Annotated in this window: 15 protein-coding genes; 6 read left to right on the forward strand and 9 right to left on the reverse strand. The window is 34.2% G+C overall.

The annotated features are described in order from the left end of the window. Positions 1-72: 72 nt before the first annotated feature. The 4 genes from ABID42_RS09475 to ABID42_RS09490 all read right to left on the reverse strand — a co-directional run bounded on the left by ABID42_RS09475 (position 73) and on the right by ABID42_RS09490 (position 5,957). Entirely contained in the window at positions 73-1,548 is a 1,476-nt protein-coding gene (locus ABID42_RS09475; RefSeq protein ID WP_367283460.1) for an MBOAT family O-acyltransferase, read from the reverse strand. A gap of 141 nt (positions 1,549-1,689) precedes the next feature. Further along, entirely contained in the window at positions 1,690-3,651 is a 1,962-nt protein-coding gene (locus ABID42_RS09480) for an ArnT family glycosyltransferase (protein WP_367283461.1), read from the reverse strand. Positions 3,652-3,754: 103 nt separating this feature from the next. Next, entirely contained in the window at positions 3,755-4,696 is a 942-nt protein-coding gene (locus ABID42_RS09485; protein ID WP_367283462.1) for a hypothetical protein, read from the reverse strand. Positions 4,697-4,778: 82 nt separating this feature from the next. After that, on the reverse strand, positions 4,779-5,957 hold the full coding sequence (locus tag ABID42_RS09490; protein WP_367283463.1) for an exo-beta-N-acetylmuramidase NamZ family protein: 1,179 nt from the start codon (positions 5,955-5,957) through the stop codon (positions 4,779-4,781). Between the two features lie 167 nt (positions 5,958-6,124). On the opposite strand from ABID42_RS09490, the gene ABID42_RS09495 reads away from it, so the two are divergent. Further along, on the forward strand, positions 6,125-7,345 hold the full coding sequence (locus ABID42_RS09495; RefSeq protein WP_323255724.1) for an ABC transporter permease: 1,221 nt from the start codon (positions 6,125-6,127) through the stop codon (positions 7,343-7,345). An 84-nt stretch (positions 7,346-7,429) separates the two neighbouring features. Here ABID42_RS09495 and ABID42_RS09500 read toward each other — a convergent pair whose 3' ends face one another. Continuing rightward, positions 7,430-8,353: an ROK family protein gene (locus ABID42_RS09500; protein ID WP_367283464.1), complete on the reverse strand. Its 924-nt coding sequence runs from the start codon at positions 8,351-8,353 to the stop codon at positions 7,430-7,432. Between the two features lie 266 nt (positions 8,354-8,619). Between ABID42_RS09500 and ABID42_RS09505 the strand changes: the two genes are divergently transcribed. After that, the gene (locus ABID42_RS09505) at positions 8,620-8,781 is read left to right on the forward strand and encodes a DUF1328 domain-containing protein (protein WP_323255719.1); all 162 of its coding nucleotides are present in this window, start codon (positions 8,620-8,622) and stop codon (positions 8,779-8,781) included. 89 nt (positions 8,782-8,870) lie between these two features. Further along, positions 8,871-9,665, forward strand: coding sequence for a transglutaminase family protein (locus ABID42_RS09510; protein ID WP_323255717.1), 795 nt, complete (start codon positions 8,871-8,873; stop codon positions 9,663-9,665). 1 nt (position 9,666) lies between these two features. Here the strand turns inward: ABID42_RS09510 and rsgA are convergent, their stop codons facing one another. Beyond that, complete coding sequence (gene rsgA / locus ABID42_RS09515) at positions 9,667-10,590, reverse strand: ribosome small subunit-dependent GTPase A (RefSeq protein WP_323255714.1); 924 nt, start codon at positions 10,588-10,590, stop codon at positions 9,667-9,669. A 7-nt stretch (positions 10,591-10,597) separates the two neighbouring features. After that, the gene (locus tag ABID42_RS09520; protein WP_367283465.1) at positions 10,598-11,872 is read right to left on the reverse strand and encodes a 3-deoxy-D-manno-octulosonic acid transferase; all 1,275 of its coding nucleotides are present in this window, start codon (positions 11,870-11,872) and stop codon (positions 10,598-10,600) included. A 111-nt stretch (positions 11,873-11,983) separates the two neighbouring features. Here ABID42_RS09520 and ytxJ point away from each other — a divergent pair, with 111 nt between their 5' ends. Further along, positions 11,984-12,322 carry a bacillithiol system redox-active protein YtxJ gene (gene ytxJ / locus ABID42_RS09525; RefSeq protein WP_323255710.1) on the forward strand — a complete coding sequence of 113 codons (339 nt, stop codon included), beginning with the start codon at positions 11,984-11,986 and terminating at the stop codon, positions 12,320-12,322. An 83-nt stretch (positions 12,323-12,405) separates the two neighbouring features. Here the strand turns inward: ytxJ and ABID42_RS09530 are convergent, their stop codons facing one another. Then, positions 12,406-12,819, reverse strand: a complete 414-nt coding sequence (locus ABID42_RS09530; protein ID WP_323255708.1) for an OsmC family protein — start codon at positions 12,817-12,819, stop codon at positions 12,406-12,408. A gap of 203 nt (positions 12,820-13,022) precedes the next feature. On the opposite strand from ABID42_RS09530, the gene ABID42_RS09535 reads away from it, so the two are divergent. Together ABID42_RS09535 and lipA are read left to right on the forward strand one after the other, a co-directional pair. Then, on the forward strand, positions 13,023-13,802 hold the full coding sequence (locus tag ABID42_RS09535) for a hypothetical protein (protein WP_367283466.1): 780 nt from the start codon (positions 13,023-13,025) through the stop codon (positions 13,800-13,802). Positions 13,803-13,991: 189 nt separating this feature from the next. Then, entirely contained in the window at positions 13,992-14,876 is an 885-nt protein-coding gene (gene lipA, locus ABID42_RS09540; protein ID WP_367283467.1) for a lipoyl synthase, read from the forward strand. Between the two features lie 193 nt (positions 14,877-15,069). Here lipA and ABID42_RS09545 read toward each other — a convergent pair whose 3' ends face one another. Continuing rightward, positions 15,070-16,389 carry a RagB/SusD family nutrient uptake outer membrane protein gene (locus tag ABID42_RS09545; RefSeq protein ID WP_367283468.1) on the reverse strand — a complete coding sequence of 440 codons (1,320 nt, stop codon included), beginning with the start codon at positions 16,387-16,389 and terminating at the stop codon, positions 15,070-15,072. Between the last annotated feature and the right edge of the window lie 12 nt (positions 16,390-16,401).

Genomic DNA, 16,401 nt, shown 5'->3' on the forward strand with positions numbered 1-16,401 from the left:
ACCGCAAATTTCGGGAAAATTTGCGGTTTTGAAGTAATATATTTTACTTTTTTTGAAAAATCTCTTCAGAACTTAAAATTGGAAATAAATAAACTGCGACGGTGCATCAAACATTCCTAAGAAAAGTATCGCTAAAATGATTCCGTAATAGAGTATCCAACGAAACAAAACTGATTGCTGATTCAATACTGTTCTTAAACTTTTTCCTCTTTGGAAATAATGCACAGTTTCCATGACCAACAGCGCAAAAACAACCATCACAAAATTGGCAATGCCTTGCCCAAGAAAGATATTTTTTTCAATAAAACTTCTATTACTTATCTGCGAAAGCTGTTCACCAATTCCTGTAAATAAATGTGTAGCGATATAATAAGCCGATTTGAAATCAACTGCACGGAAGAAAATCCATGCAAAACTTGTCAAACAAAAAACAGTTAGAATCTGAATAATTTTATAGAAAAAAGGCGACTTTTTAATCCCGATTATTGCTACTATTTTATTCCTATAATCAACCGTAAGATTGGCAAAAATCAAGTAAAAACCGTGCATAGCACCCCAAATAACGAAATTCCAACTCGCTCCATGCCAAATTCCAGACATTAAAAAAACGATGAAAACATTATATTCTCTTCGCCATTTTGAAACCCTATTTCCACCCATCGAAATGTACAGATAATCACGAAACCAAGTAGAAAGAGAAATATGCCAACGACGCCAAAATTCAGAAATGGTTTTTGAAAAGTACGGACGATCAAAATTTTTCATTAAATCAAAGCCCATTACTTGTGCCGAACCCAAAGCGATGTCGGAATATCCAGAAAAATCACAAAAAATTTGAATTGAAAAAAGTGAAGTCGCTACCAAAAGTGGAATTCCTTTTTGCTCAAAAGGATGGTCGTACACTTGATTGACCATCACCGCCAAACGGTCGGCAATGACTACTTTTTTGAACATTCCCCAAGCCATCAATTTCAAACCATCAGTTACTCTTTGATAATCAAAATCAAATTTTTCATGGAATTGATGTAGCACATTTTGTGGCCTTTCAATTGGCCCAGCCACTAATTGTGGGTAAAACATCACGTACAAAGAGTAAATCCCAAAATGTCTTTCCGCTTTTTGTTTGCCACGATATACTTCAATTGTATAAGACATCGCCTGAAAAGTATGAAAGGACAAACCGATTGGCAATAAGATTTTGAGATAAGGAATCGGGTTTTCAAGCGCAAAACCTTTGAATAAAAAACCTATATTTTCGTTCAAAAAATTATAATATTTAAACACCGCCAAAACACCAATATTGGCAATGAGGCTCATCGTTAAAAACATTTTTCGCCTACTTCCCTCCGACTGCTCAATATAAATACCAGCATAATAATCGATGACAATCGTGAAACCCAAAATAAGCATGTAAATCGGCACGAAAGCCATGTAGAAATAACAGCTCGCCACCAATAATAACAGCCAACGAAAACGATACGGCATTAAAAAATAAAGTATCGTAACGACGGGAAAAAAGATTAAAAATTCTAATGAATTAAATAACATAATTTTTGAAAGCCCAAATCAGTTTTCATGCTTTGGCATAAAGGTTTTCAACGAGATATGTTGATATTTTAGTTTTTAGTAAATAAATGATAATTAGAAGGTTGAAATGCTAATCACCAATCGCTATTTACTAATCATTACTTATTGTCTTTTATAAACACTTAAATATTTACCTTTTACTATTCGCTGATAAATATGTTGATGAAATTGAATCGTCTGAGCAGTACTTCTACTTGAAACAATGGCTTCTGGCAAAAATGTTTTACTTTCTAACTTTCCTAAAATGCCTTTCACTGCAATTTGGCGTACTTCTATACCTTCAGGAATTAATACTCTTAGCATTAAATAATCTTTATCGTCTTCCAACAATTCTAAACCAATAGATTTGAAGTGTTTTTTTAAGATAATTTCATTCATCGTTAAAAAATCTGCCGCTTGAATATCCAAACCTTCATGCGTAAGTACATCTTGATAAGTAGCATCAAGAATACTCTTTTTTTGGTACAAAGCCAAAGCGCCTGATTTTTCATTAATTGACATAAATTTCTTGGCAAGCATCGTCAGTCCATGAAATGAAATAATCGGTTTCTGAAAATTCAATAGTAAAAAAGGTAAAGTAGCCAAGCTTAAAACGATTACGATTGGTTTAATTATCGCTTTTCTTTCTCCAATTACTAAGGCACAAAAACATGAAATTAACAAGAAAAAAGGACTATGCAAACGACTTCCAAAAAGCTGAAATCTTAATAAAGCACAAAACATGATAAAACCCAAAACACAAGCAAACCAAAATAAACTAAGCGTTTGCTGTTTTTTTGCTTTCAGAAAATAGAAAAATGAAGCAAATATAATGAGTAAAAAATGTAGGAAATTCCCAGAGAAATCTTCGGTAGTGCTGAATCTTGGAATTTTAAAAACACTGTCTTCGCCAAAAGTGGTCAGAGGGTCAGAAATGCTAATTCCTAATAATTCATGTAAATTCAACAAGATATTCATCCAGAAATTATTCCATATATTTCCAGGCGAGTGCATTCCAATGTGCAAAGCTATTTGACGAGTAATATTTGAAATCAATGCCGCAGGCGAATGATTTTCTAAAGAAATTCTATCAGAAGCATGACCGAGTGGGTCATGAAAAACCACCCAGTTTCTAGCGTAATAACCCAAATTAATAGCAACACTTACAAGTACAATTAGGATAAGCCCCGTCCAAATCTTAGATGATTTCCACCAGTTTTTTTTCAACAAAACACGATAAGCCAGCCAAAGACAAAATGGAAATAGGAAAATATAACCCGTTCCTTTGGTCAATTCTGCCAAACCAAGACTTAAACCAAAATAAATGGCATTTTCTAGCGTAAATTCTTGGACATATTTAAAAGAAAAATAAACTCCACAAACTACAAAAAACGAAACCACTAAATCATTTTGCGTAGAAGTTGCTTGAAGTACAATCATCGGAATTGTTGCTACAATCAATGCGCCAAACCATTGTGTTTTGATACTTCCTCCTAATTGTTTTATCAATAATGAACAAGCGGCGATAGCTCCCAAAAAGCTAAACCATTGCACCAAATTGGCTGCAAAATCAGATTTCCCCAGAACGTATAAATGAAGTATTACTAATTCAGAAAAAATATTGTAGGCTACCTGTCGGTGATTATTCGTTGCAAAATGACTAAGATGTTCATCTTGAAGCCAATACATAATTCTTGACAAATGGTAAGTAAGCGAATCTGTATTATTGACAGGAGAAATCAGTGCCAAAAAAAGCGTGATACTCAAAATGATAAAAATAGGAATCAAAAAAAGACTTGCCCCAGTACTTTCTTTTTTGATATTTTCAAACAACGCTAATGCTTTTTCTTTTTTATCAGTATGTTTTGATAAGCGAACTAGCAAGAAACAAATGAGTAAAATCCAAAAACCTAAAATATTAACGAAGTTAATTTTGAAGCATACATTTAAAATTTCAGTGCTAAAAACAATCGAAACAGCATTTACCAATAAAGCTTTTAGCAAAGATTCTCTGATTCGTTTTGAATTAAAATAACAATCAAAAAAAGCTAAAATGATGGCAAATAAAATAAGAAAAATAAGCATTGGTTTTTATATTTTTAGGATAGTCCACAAAGGCTAAAATGAGGAATGTTGAGAAAAAGCTTTTCGTTTTACAATTTGCTGATGCGAAGTTAGCGATAATAACTTATTCTAAATCCTCCTTTTTTTCTTTGAATCCACTGTTTTCAAAGAGTGTTAAAAGTCTTTTTGTAAAAATTTCTCTTCCTTTTGCATTTGGATGATAAGCATTATCGTAGAAAAAAGCATCGTCCATCAAGGCATTTTCTGCCGTTCCTAAAATCGGAATTTTTAGTTCTTTGTGAATTTGCTGACTTATTTTCCGAATCGTTCCCATATTTTCTTCGTAGCTTTTTTGTGCCAAACATGGAAAAGTAAAATATACTTTAGCTCCTTTCTTTTGTGCAAAAGCATAAAAATCATTTAAATCTTTGATTTGTTCGGTAAAATCTGATGATGATAAGGTTGGATAGACAATTTCAATTTTAGGATTATTCAAATGACAGAGTAAATCACCTTTTGGTGAAAAGCAATTTCTATAAAAAATAGAAGTAGTATCGGCAATACTAATTGGTTTACTTCTGGAATGATTGATGGCTTCTCCAATAATTAATCGACAATCCGTCAATCGATGTACAGCATAAGCTCCCATTTGTTCTGTAATTGAGGGGAAGTGAATCCATTGTTTTGATGGCGGATAAAAATCTGCCGCAAGTAATTGTTCATCATATTCCCCTTCAGAAGTAACCATGTACTCTAAACTTAGCAGTATAACATCGCCTTTTTTCAAATACGTTTTTAGCTCTTCCATCATGTAGCGACTACCGAAATTATAATGCAAAGCCGCATTGACAACGGGTAATTTTAAATCACTTTCGAGCAAATCGCTATCTACACCAAACGCCATACTTGAGCCACTCATCAACACCAATCTCGGACTAGGTACAGATGCTAGCATCTTAGTTTTGTCGATAATTGTTGCGATGTACGCATTTTGCGAGCGAGGGTCAAGGCTTAAATCTAATTTCCTTGCTCCATCAATGGCTAACAATGGTAAAAATCCAATCAAAAACAGTTTTATGAAGAACTTTAGGAGTTTCAAAATGTGTGATTTATTTAATGTTTATTAATCGACATAATTGCTCTGTGGCTTATTCAGCATATAGCAAATACTTTTTTCTGATAACTTTATAGGCTTCTAACTCTTTTTGCCAAGTAGCACGAATTTCAGCTTCAGTTTTTCCTGCAATGATTTGTTTACGTAAATCATCAGAACCTGCTAATCTATCAAACGAAGGAATACTGGTAAAAAACTTAGTTTTATCCGTCGCTTTTTGATAAAAGTCGAGTACATATTTTAAAGTAAAGCCCTCTTTTCGGGCATCAACTTGGGTTAAATCTAAACCGTAGCAAAGTTTATCTTTTTGTGGTGGATTTTTTGCACCCGGTTTATCTACAGGCGTAAAAGTAAAATTCCCATTTGCTGGATTTGGCGAACCAATTACTTGAAATTGCTTATCCGTTCCACGACCCACGCTTACTTCTGTTCCTTCAAAAAAACAAATAGAAGGATATAAAAGTATAGATTGTAAATTGGGCAAATTTGGCGAAGGTGCAATTGGTAAAGTATAAGGCGTTGAATGCTTGTAATTTAAACATTTGATGACCTTTAGATTTGCTTTTACACCATCTTTCAACCAACCTTCTTGATTAATCATTCCTGCCAATTCGCCAACGGTACAACCATGAACCACTGGCACAGGATTTAAACCGACAAATGAAGCAAATTTTCTATCTAACACTGGACCATCCACAAGATGACTCATTGGATTTGGTCGGTCAAGAACTAGTATTGTTTTGCCAGTTTCTGCACAAGCTTCCATCACATAGTGCATGGTAGAAGTATAAGTATAAAATCTCGCTCCAACATCTTGAATATCAAAAATCACAATATCAATTCCTTCTAATTGTGCTACGCTTGGTTTTTTATTTGAACCGTATAAAGAAACAATTGGCAAGCCTGTTTTTTTGTCAATGCCATTGGCTACATGTTCGCCAGCATCTGCTGTTCCTCTAAAACCATGTTCTGGGGCAAAAATCGTTTTAACTTTTACTCCCAACGCAATTAAAGAATCTGCCAAATGTGTTTTCCCAATCACAGAAGTATGATTTACGACCAAAGCCACTGTTTTGCCTTTCAACATTGGTAAATACAAAGCCGTTTGTTCAGCACCCGTTTTTAGCGTTTCTGTTGTATTTTTTTGGATAGAAACACAAGAAATTAGCAAAAAACCTGTTAGAATGAAGATTATTTTTGTTGTATGAAGCATAAGGTAAGCTTTGAGTTGTGAGTTTTTAGTGATGAGATTTAAGTTTTTCAAAGATTAAAAAAGCAAGCGCTTTACTAAATTACACAGAATGAAAATCGACTCATCAATTATTTTACCAGTAAAAACTACTTAATTTGTAGTCAAGAAACAAAATTACAAAATACTGCATGAATTTCCCTTATTTCATTTCTCAGCGCATTCAAAATACTAAAACTACTTCTTTTTCTGGGACGGTTACTCGCATCGGTGTGGGAAGTATAGCAATTGGCTTGTCGGTGATGATTGTTGCTTTTGCAGTATTATTTGGTTTTAAAGATGCCATTCATCAGAAGTTATTTAGCCTTACACCACACATCAAAGTTTCGAAGTTTTCAGCAAACGAATCTTACGAAGAAAATCCCATTACTCAGCAAAGCGACCTTTTTAGAAATCATAAAAGCATCAAAGAAATTGCTCATATTCAAACTGCGGCTACAAAAGCAGGCATTTTGAAAACTCGTCAAGATATTTTAGGCGTGGTAATGAAAGGCATTAATCGTGACTTTGATTTTAAAAGATTTGAGCCGAACATCATCAAAGGTCAGCAAATTAGTTTCTCAAAAGATGAGTATTCAAAAGATATTTTAATCAGTAATATTATTGCCAACAAACTGAATTTAACCGTTGGGAACGACGTAATTATTTACTTCTTAAATGCACCAGACCGCCCAAGAAAATTAATCGTAAAAGGTATTTATGAAACCCAAATGGAAGAGTTTGACAAAACTTTAATCATTGGCGACATTCGTTTGATACAAAAAATGAATAATTGGGGAGCAGACTCTGTAGGAAGTTATGAAATTTATATCAGTGATTTTGAGCAATTGGATGCTGTTACGAAAAAGATTCAACGCAAAATTCAGCCTGATATGAAGTTAGAAAAAGTAACAACTACATTCATGGGTTTATTCGATTGGCTAGGAATGTTGGACAGAAATATGGTGATTTTCCTAAGCCTCATTTTATTTGTGGCTTCCTTCAATATGATTTCAATTTTGTTGGTTTTGATGTTAGAGCGTACTCCAATGATTGGCGTTTTAAAAGCTTTGGGAGGAAGTAATTGGCAAATCAGAAAGATATTTTTATGGAGTGGTTTTTCGATGATTTTCAGAGGATTAATCTATGGAAATTTGCTTGGAATTGGACTTTGTCTTTTACAAAAACAATTTAAACTCATTCCTCTCGACCCCGTGAATTATTATATGAATACTGTTCCGATTATGATGAATTGGCCAGTAATACTTTTATTAAATCTGGCTACGGTTTCATTGGTTTTGTTCGTACTGATTATTCCCACTTTCGTCATTACTCGCATAGAACCTGTCAAAGCGATTGTTTTTAGAAAATAATTTGGCATTTCGTTATCTGATAAAACAAATGGGATTTCGAACTAAACAAGTTCAAAATCCCATTTCTAAATCAATAGAATTTCCTTACAAAAGTGCTGCACCAAAAACGCCAGCGCTATCACCCAATATTGGTTTTACGATAGGAGTTGAAATCTTTTTATTATTGAAAATATATTTCTTGATTCTTTCGTAGCCTTCTGTATAAAGTAAATCTATATTTCCTACTCCTCCGCCAATCACGATTAAATCTGGGTCAAGTACATTAATCAATGTTGAAATTCCTCTTCCGTAATATTCTAATAATCTTTCAATGGTTGCTGTGGCAAATTCATCGGTATTGGCTAAATAACGTTCAAGTATTTCTTTCAACTTTAGTGAGTCACCACTTATTTTTTGGTAATATTTTTCAAGGGCTGGACCAGCAATTACTTTTTCTACACAACCAGCTTTTCCACAATAACATGAGTCGCCACCTTCCTCAATGATATTATGTCCCCATTCGCCACCAATTCCATGATGTCCTGAAATTACTTTTCCATGAACGACTAAACCACCACCAACGCCAGTTCCCATAATTACTCCAAATACTAATTCTGCTTTTGGAAAGTTTTTCCCTGCTCCCATCAATGCCTCTGCTAATGCAAAACAGTTGGCATCATTGGCTAATTTCACAGGAATACCCAATGCTTTTTCTAAATCTTCGTGCATTGGTTGTCCGTTCATACAAACAGTATTACAGTTTTTCATGGTTAGTGTAGCAGGGTCTAAAACGCCTGGCGTAGCAAAACCAATTTGAGCTGGCTGCTCGTCAATTTCCTCAATGACCAAATTAACTAACTTAACAATTTGACTTATAATATGTTGATAGCCTTTATCTGCTTCTGTAGGAATACGTTTTCTACAGATTACAGCCAAGTCATTTGATTTATCTAAAACGGCACATTCTATTTTTGTACCTCCTAAATCAATACCCCAAAGATGTGTAGGATTTGTAATTGATGATTTCAAGTTTTTGGATTTATTTAATTTATAGTTTACAAATTTTAAGCACTGCAAATTAACTATTTATTCTTACTTTTGGAAGGAAATCACTTTTTACACTTATTTACCCTGTAATTCAAACAATCTCCCCTAAATGAGTAGCTTTTTACTCATTTTATTTGTTATTTATCATCATTTTGAGGAAATGACAATAATTTGGTGTGATTAATCATGGTATAAAAATTTTAAGTTTAGTAACAATATATTCTTGTTCAACTTAAACTTTTATTACTATGATACGCTGGTCAATCACATTCTTAATTATTGCCTTAGTTGCAGCCATTTTGGGTTTTGGAGGTATTGCCGCCAATGCTGCCTATTTCGCTAAAATACTATTTTTTGTAGCCTTAATATTTGCCGTATTTAGTTTTTTAAGAGGCAGACGAAATAACTAATTTTTCGGCAAACGGTTACTCAATTATTTTTAATCAAAACAAATTCAAGCATTTTCACAAATATCTAAATCAGAATAAAAGCTAAAATCATGAAACTTCAAATAAGTTGCCAACTTGATTACGAAGCTTACTCCTCTACTCCGTTAATTCTGATGCTGAGACCAAGAAGTGGTTCTGGGCAATGGATTATTAAGGAGGAATATATTCTTGAGCCGAGTGTTCCTATTACTGAGTACACCGATATTTATGGAAATTTATGTCAACGTTTATTAAGTCCTCAGGGTAAATTCACCGTTTTTACTTCATCAATTGTACAAACTGCTGATGAAATTGATGTAGCGCCCGGAGCAGAATTTGTGTTGATTGAAGATTTACCCGCTGAAGAATTGATTTATTTACTACCAAGTAGATATTGTGAATCTGACCAATTAGGAAATCTAGCTTTTCAAATTGTGGGAAATGCTTATCCCGGATATGACCAAGTGGAATTAATCCGACAATGGATTCATTACAATATTGTTTATCAATATGGCTTCAGTAATGTTTCTACTTCTGCCAAAGATACTGCTTATGCTAAAGTTGGCGTTTGTAGAGATTTTTCACATTTAGGAATTGCCCTTTGTAGAAGCTTGAGTATTCCTGCTAGAATGGTTGTGGGTTATTTACACGAATTAAACCCGATGGATTTACATGCTTGGTTTGAAGCTTTCATTGGCGGACGTTGGTACACTTTTGATGCCACACAAGACTATCCAAAAGGCAACAGAGTAGTATTAGCTTACGGCAGAGATGCTGCTGATGTTGCTCTAGCAACACAATTTGGCAGTATTTTTTTATTAGATATGCGTGTTTCGGTGTCGATAGCAGAAGATATAACTGTGTAAACTATCTTCTGTTATCATCATCACCCATCATACTCAAATAACTATTATATCGACTTTCTGCAATTTCACCACTGCCTACGGCTTCCATTACGGCACATTTAGGTTCATTAAGATGCTTGCAATTATGGTATTTGCATTCACCTAATAACGCTCTCATTTCTGGGAAAAAATGTGATAATTCTTGCTTTTCAATATCAATCAATCCTAATTCTTTAATGCCAGGCGTATCAATGATGTAAGAATTCTCTTCGATTTCAAACATCGTTGCAAAAGTTGTAGTGTGTACTCCTTTATTAGCAAAGCTTGAAATTTCCATTGTTTTTAAATCTAATTCTGGCGCAATCTGATTCACCAAAGTAGATTTCCCAACCCCCGAATGACCAGAAACTAGTGAAATTTTATCTTTCAAAATATCATTAAAGGCTTTGATGCCGATTTTCCCAACCGCCGAAGTAAATACGCATGGATAACCAATACTTTCGTAAAGTGCTGCTAAATCAGCCAAGTAGTCTTTTTCTTCCTCAGAAAGTAAATCTATTTTATTAAAAACAATGGTTGTTGGAATTCGGAAAGATTCAGCTGAAACTAAAAAACGGTCTAAGAAACCCAATGAAGTTCTAGGATAATTTAAAGTAACAATAATCACCGCTTGGTCGAGATTCGCAGCTAAAATATGTCCATGAGCTGTTTTATGAACTGATTTACGGATAATATAATTTTCACGAGGCGCAATTTTAAAGATTGTCGCCATATTTTCTAATTTATCTTCAATTTCAAATTCTACTCTATCCCCAACCGCAATCGGGTTAGATGTTTTTAATCCTTGTATTTTAAATTTTCCTTTCAAACGGCATTGCCATACGTGCTTATTTTCGTCTAGCACTTCATACCATGAACCCGTTGAACGTAATACTAATCCTTTCATTATTGTATCAGAATATTGATAATTCCTTGATAAATTTTATAATTTTTGCTGTCCCTCCTAAATTCTCTTTCACATAACTTAATATCGTAGCAGACCTCTCTTTTCTTAACGTTTCATCAAAATATAGTTGCTCGAAATTACTTTTAAATTGCGCAGTATCTGCAATCACAAATGCGCCACCAATACTTATCAAATCCATGGCTTCTTGAAATTTTTGGTAATTATTATTGCCAAAAAAGATAGGCAAGCCAAAAGTAGCTGCCTCTAAAGTATTGTGTAAACCTTTACGGTAAGCACCGCCAATCCAAGCAAATTCTGCATATTGATACAGCGAAGAAAGCATCCCAATATTATCAATAAAAAGTGTTTGGGCAACTTCTAATTCTCCATTTTTTAACTGTTGAATTTCAGAAAATTTGATAGATTTTCCTTTTAACACTTTTTGCCAAGCCGTTATTTCTTCATCATGAATTTCATGTGGTGCAATGATTACTTTTAAATCATGCTTAAAATCATTCAACATTGGCGCAATTACTTCAAAATCTTGTTGCCAACATGAACCTACAATTAACACAGGTTTTTTATCCTTAAATTGGGCTACTACTTCAATTTCTTTTTTGGCATCGGCTATTTGTTTTACTCTATCAAAACGAGTATCTCCACCAATACTAATTTGCTGAATACCAATACTTTTCAGCAAATTATATGATTTTTTATTCTGTACAAATATATGCGTAAAGTAAGCTAAAACACTTCTATAAAAGCCACCATATTTTTTGAAAAAAACTTGATTTTCTCTAAAAATAGTCGAGAAAGAAATTACTGGAATTCCTTTTTCTGAAAGTATTCTCAAATAATTATACCAAAATTCGTACTTCACAAAAAAGGCTACAGCTGGTTTAAACAATTCGATAAACTCAAGTGCATTCGCTGAAGTATCGGCAGGTAAATAACAGATATAATCTGCCCCAGCATAATTTTTACGAATCTCGTAACCAGAAGGCGAAAAAAAAGTAAGTAAAATAAGATGCGTTGGGAATTCCTCTTTGTATTTTTCAATCACTGGTCTGGCTTGTTCAAATTCCCCCAATGAAGCACAATGAAACCAAGCCAATGGCACTTCGGAAGTATTTTTTTTTATCCAGAAATCACTAGCATAAACCTGATTGCTAAAGTTTTTTCTACCTTGAATCCAAAGCTTAGCTTTACTGTTGAAAGGACTTGCAAACCAGACTAATAACTGGTAAATGTAAATTGAAATATGATAAAGTAGCTTCGACAAATGAAATTTGAATTAATTTTGAATCAAAATTACAGCTAATTAGTTTCATATTAAAACAAACACAAAGCATTTACATAATCTGAAGTAGCGAAGAAGCGCTAAATAATTACAATGAACTGGAATCAATTAACAGATTTATCTCAATTAGAGGCTATCAAAGAGGAATCTAAACAACAACCAATTTTGATTTTGAAACACAGTACAACGTGTTCAATTTCATCTACTGCCTTAAATCGTTTGGAAAGAAATTGGAAACAAGAAAGTGTAGGCGAACTAAAACCTTATTACTTAGATTTATTGAAATTTCGTCCAATTTCAACCGAAATTGCTAATACTTTCGATGTTGAACATCAATCTCCACAAGTATTAGTAATTCAAAATGGTGAATGTATTTATGATGCTTCACATTTTGATATTTCATTTGCTGAATTAGCAGAAAAAGTAGCGTAGGTAATTGTGAGTTAGTGAATGAGTGATTTAGTGATTTGTCATAAATAAAAATTCAATCACTAATTCACTAATTCACAATTAATTTAGTTCCACTCAAAACTCACCACTTGTTCCAAATCTGGATGCAAACTTAGTGAAACAGGACATTTGTGTGCGATGTTCTCTAGTTTCTTAATTTGTTCTTCTGTCAAGACAATATTTGTCTTCATTTTTAAGTTTATTTCTAAACGAGCTACTTTTCTTGGGGGTGTCTGAGACATAATTTTTGCTACCTCAACACCAGAACCTGCTAATTCAATTCCGTCACGTTGTGCAAAAATTGCCATAGTAGTTAGCATACAAGTTCCCGTAGCAGTCGCCAATAAATCGGTTGGAGAAAAAACCTCACCTTTACCCATATTATCGGTAGGTGCATCAGTAAGTAATTGTGTACCAGATTGCAAATGTGTTGATTCGGTACGGAGGTCGCCTAAATAGGTAGTTTTTACTGTTGGCATTATGTTGTTGTTATGTGTTAAATATTTGATGATTTTTGTCCTAAATTTAAACAAATAGCGTCATATTCCGTATTTTTATCATAATTATATAATTTGTTGACATTGATTTTCATTTTTAGAAACAAAAACTGTGGATTGTCTGATAAATATCAATATTCATTGTATGTTTAGTTCATTCATATAAAATTTTTGATTAAACCATTGTGAAAAAACTACTAAATACACTTTTATTCTTCATTTTAGCTTCGTTGTCGTTTCATACAATTGAAGCACAGCGCCGAAATACTTCGACTAAAACTACTCAGACCAGAGAAGTGGTCGATGAAGAAAATTACCATTCTATTTTATCGTTTGGCTTAACAACCAATACGAATTCTGGTTTGTTAGGCGGTTTAATGGCACGTAAAGAAATTGTGATTGATAATAATGCTTTGCATCGCCAATTTCATTATTTCAACCTTGAAATTGTGAATGTAAACCATCCAAAAGAAAATACAATTAGTTTCTTAGGCAACGGAAGTAGTTATGTTGATGGAAAACAGAATTACCTTTTTGCCATTCGCCCTCAATATGGTCGTGAAATTAATTTGTTTCATAAATCATCAGATGGTGGAGTAAACATTAATGGAATCATTGCTGGCGGACCAACGATTGGAGTTGTAAAGCCATATTACGTACAAGTATTTTATGGAAGAGGAAATATTCGTGACGAAGCATACGACCCTGCCAAACATAATTACAATAATATTTATGGAAGCGGTGGTTTCTTTGAAGGTTTAGGGAATGCCAATCTAGTGCCTGGAGTGAATTTAAAAGCTGCTTTAAACTTTGAATTAGACGCTTTTCGCCAATCAAATATTAGTTTAGAGATTGGTTTTTTAGCAGAAGCATATACTAAAAAAGTAAATATCATGGCGACGGCGGAGAATAAAAGTGTATTTACTTCAGGTTATTTAACCATCTTTTTTGGTGGAAAAAGGTAATTATCAAATAAGTTGAAAATCTAAAATAAACTGATTAAAAGATATTTAAGCCAAATATTACTCTTGAATTAACTGAATATTCAAAAATAGCGTCAGGAAAATGTAAACCAATTTCATTTTCCTGACGTTTTTATTTTATTAGCATTTAACTTTGTAGTATAATAGTATTGTTCAAGGAATAGACAGACGATGATAGAACTTCCAGTAATAGCTCCAAAAGCAGAGACAGCCTCAACGCATTCAAAAAAACCTAGTTGGTTAAGAGTAAAATTACCGATTGGTCAAGAATATGCAAGAGTACGTAATATTGTAGATGAATATAAACTACATACCATTTGTCAATCAGGAAATTGCCCAAACATGGGCGAATGTTGGGGCGCAGGTACAGCAACCTTTATGATTTTAGGAAATGTTTGTACTCGTTCTTGTACTTTTTGTGCAGTAGCCACAGGACGTCCGAACGAATATGATGCCGATGAACCACGTCGTGTAGCTGAAGCCATTAAATTAATGGGCGTAAAACACGCTGTAATCACTTCAGTAAACCGTGATGAATTAAAAGACCGTGGTGCTGAAGTTTGGTATCAAACAGTAGTACAAGTAAAAGAAGCATCGCCAAAAACGACAATTGAAACATTGATTCCTGATACAAAAGGAAATTGGGATGCACTTTATAGAATGATTGAAGGTGGACAAGAAGTAGTTTCTCACAATATGGAAACAGTAGAGCGTTTGTACAGAAATGTTCGTCCACAAGCAAAATATGCTCGTTCCTTAGAACAAACCAAACGTACCAAAGAATTTGGGAAAAGAACCAAATCTGGTATTATGTTGGGTTTGGGCGAAACGCAAGAAGAAGTATTCAAAGCAATAGACGATTTAGTTGAAAATGGTTTAGATGTATTGACATTAGGACAATACTTACAACCTACTAAAATGCACCATGAAGTAATAGAATGGGTACATCCAGACACTTTTGCGATGTATAAAGAAGAAGGATTAAAGCGTGGTTTAAAATATGTAGAATCAGGAGCTTTGGTTCGTTCAAGTTATCATGCTGAAAAGCATATTTAGTAACAGCTCAATGATTTAGATTTAATGTCAAAAGCCTCAGTTTTACTGGGGCTTTTGGCGTTTATAAACATTACTATTTCGCATAAAAGAAATCTTTGATAATTAGTTTTAAAATTCATTTATCCCCAAAAACAATAAAGGGCAAGCTTTCGCTCGCCCTGTTATTTGGCATATATTAGTTTGATTATGATGATTAAATGGTTGGGTCGGTTGGTGTGTTGGGATTCGTCAACCTTTCTTGATCTGGATATGGATAGAAATTACGAGTACGTTCTATCAAGCTTGTAGGTGGCGCTGGTCTTCCAAAACGACGACTGTCTTCTAAACGCATACCTGTCATAAACAACTCTGCACAACGTTGTTTGTAAACTTCTATGAGTAAAGCATCTTTTGTTGGGCTTCCAGAATAAGCTCCTAAACCAGCATTTACACCAAAAGCATCTCCAGTAGTTTGTGTTCTTACTGCATTAATATCAGCCAATGCTGAAACAAGGTCTGGAGTAGCTTTTCTTAGATTAGCCTCTGCTCTGATTAAGCGCATTTCATCTGGTAAATACACAGGAATCGCACGGTCAACAGCATCAAAGAAACCAACTAATTTCTTCAATTTCTCTCCTCCTACTATCACATCAGGAGTACTTAAATAGAAAGCCAAACGTTTGTCGTCACTTTCCACCAAAGTAGTTGGTAAACCAAAATTTTCACGAGGCGCATAATCTTTGCTAATTTGCGTTGCTGTGTAAATTGGATTCTGGCTTTGTGAAGAGTAAACGAATGATGACTTCTTTGACAAGTCCACTGCATTGGCGGCTGCAATGGCTGCGTCAAAGTTGCCAAGCATCATGTTGTATCTTGCACGATAAGCTTGAATGCTATTAATCAGGTCGAAATCTGCACCTGTTACTTTCGTTCTGAATTCTGCTGAAGGAGCTGTTGTTGAAATCATCGCTACAGCTTCGTCTAATAATTTTACAGCTAATTTTAAGGCTTCTGTTCGATCTGAATAAACGGCTTGTCCCAATTTATCAGTTTGTAAAGGCATTTTTTCGAATGAAGTAGCTAAACCTCCTAAAGCCATCGCTTTAAATAAATTCGCATGAGCTACCACTCCACTCTTCATCGCTGCATCACTTGCTAATGCCGTTGGCGCACTGGCAATGATGTCGTCTGCCATGCCAATTACACGATACATTCTCGACCATACTCCCAATACATTTCCATTGAAAGTTGGCAAAGCTGTTCCGCCTGCTTCTATTTCAATAATGTTGGTAAATGTGGTAATTCCTTTTGTTTCACGAGCAGTAGTACCTGGTGTTAAAATCAAGGCACTTATTCCTAAAGTTGAATAGTTTTGACGTAAACCCACACTTAAAGTAATGAGTCCGTCACGAGTTGTTAAAATCTGAGCGTCTGTTGGACCATTCGGATTTTTAATATCCAAGCTACAATTAGTCAGCATCAAACTAGAAGCTACTAAAAGGCTGGTTGTTAATATTTTTATCTTGAATTTCATTGTCTATTCTTT

Origin of the sequence: Arcicella rosea, assembly GCF_040543805.1 — a bacterium.
GTDB lineage: Bacteria > Bacteroidota > Bacteroidia > Cytophagales > Spirosomataceae > Arcicella > Arcicella rosea.

What these genes read in the sequence shown, in the direction of transcription:
- ABID42_RS09475 (WP_367283460.1), bottom strand. Translation starts at nt 1,548, where the DNA reads ATGTTATTTAATTCATTAGAATTTTTAATCTTTTTTCCCGTCGTTACG.
- ABID42_RS09480 (WP_367283461.1), bottom strand. Translation starts at nt 3,651, where the DNA reads ATGCTTATTTTTCTTATTTTATTTGCCATCATTTTAGCTTTTTTTGAT.
- ABID42_RS09490 (WP_367283463.1), bottom strand. Translation starts at nt 5,957, where the DNA reads ATGCTTCATACAACAAAAATAATCTTCATTCTAACAGGTTTTTTGCTA.
- ABID42_RS09495 (WP_323255724.1), top strand. Translation starts at nt 6,125, where the DNA reads ATGAATTTCCCTTATTTCATTTCTCAGCGCATTCAAAATACTAAAACT.
- ABID42_RS09505 (WP_323255719.1), top strand. Translation starts at nt 8,620, where the DNA reads ATGATACGCTGGTCAATCACATTCTTAATTATTGCCTTAGTTGCAGCC.
- ABID42_RS09510 (WP_323255717.1), top strand. Translation starts at nt 8,871, where the DNA reads ATGAAACTTCAAATAAGTTGCCAACTTGATTACGAAGCTTACTCCTCT.
- rsgA (WP_323255714.1), bottom strand. Translation starts at nt 10,590, where the DNA reads ATGAAAGGATTAGTATTACGTTCAACGGGTTCATGGTATGAAGTGCTA.
- ytxJ (WP_323255710.1), top strand. Translation starts at nt 11,984, where the DNA reads ATGAACTGGAATCAATTAACAGATTTATCTCAATTAGAGGCTATCAAA.
- ABID42_RS09530 (WP_323255708.1), bottom strand. Translation starts at nt 12,819, where the DNA reads ATGCCAACAGTAAAAACTACCTATTTAGGCGACCTCCGTACCGAATCA.
- lipA (WP_367283467.1), top strand. Translation starts at nt 13,992, where the DNA reads ATGATAGAACTTCCAGTAATAGCTCCAAAAGCAGAGACAGCCTCAACG.
- ABID42_RS09545 (WP_367283468.1), bottom strand. Translation starts at nt 16,389, where the DNA reads ATGAAATTCAAGATAAAAATATTAACAACCAGCCTTTTAGTAGCTTCT.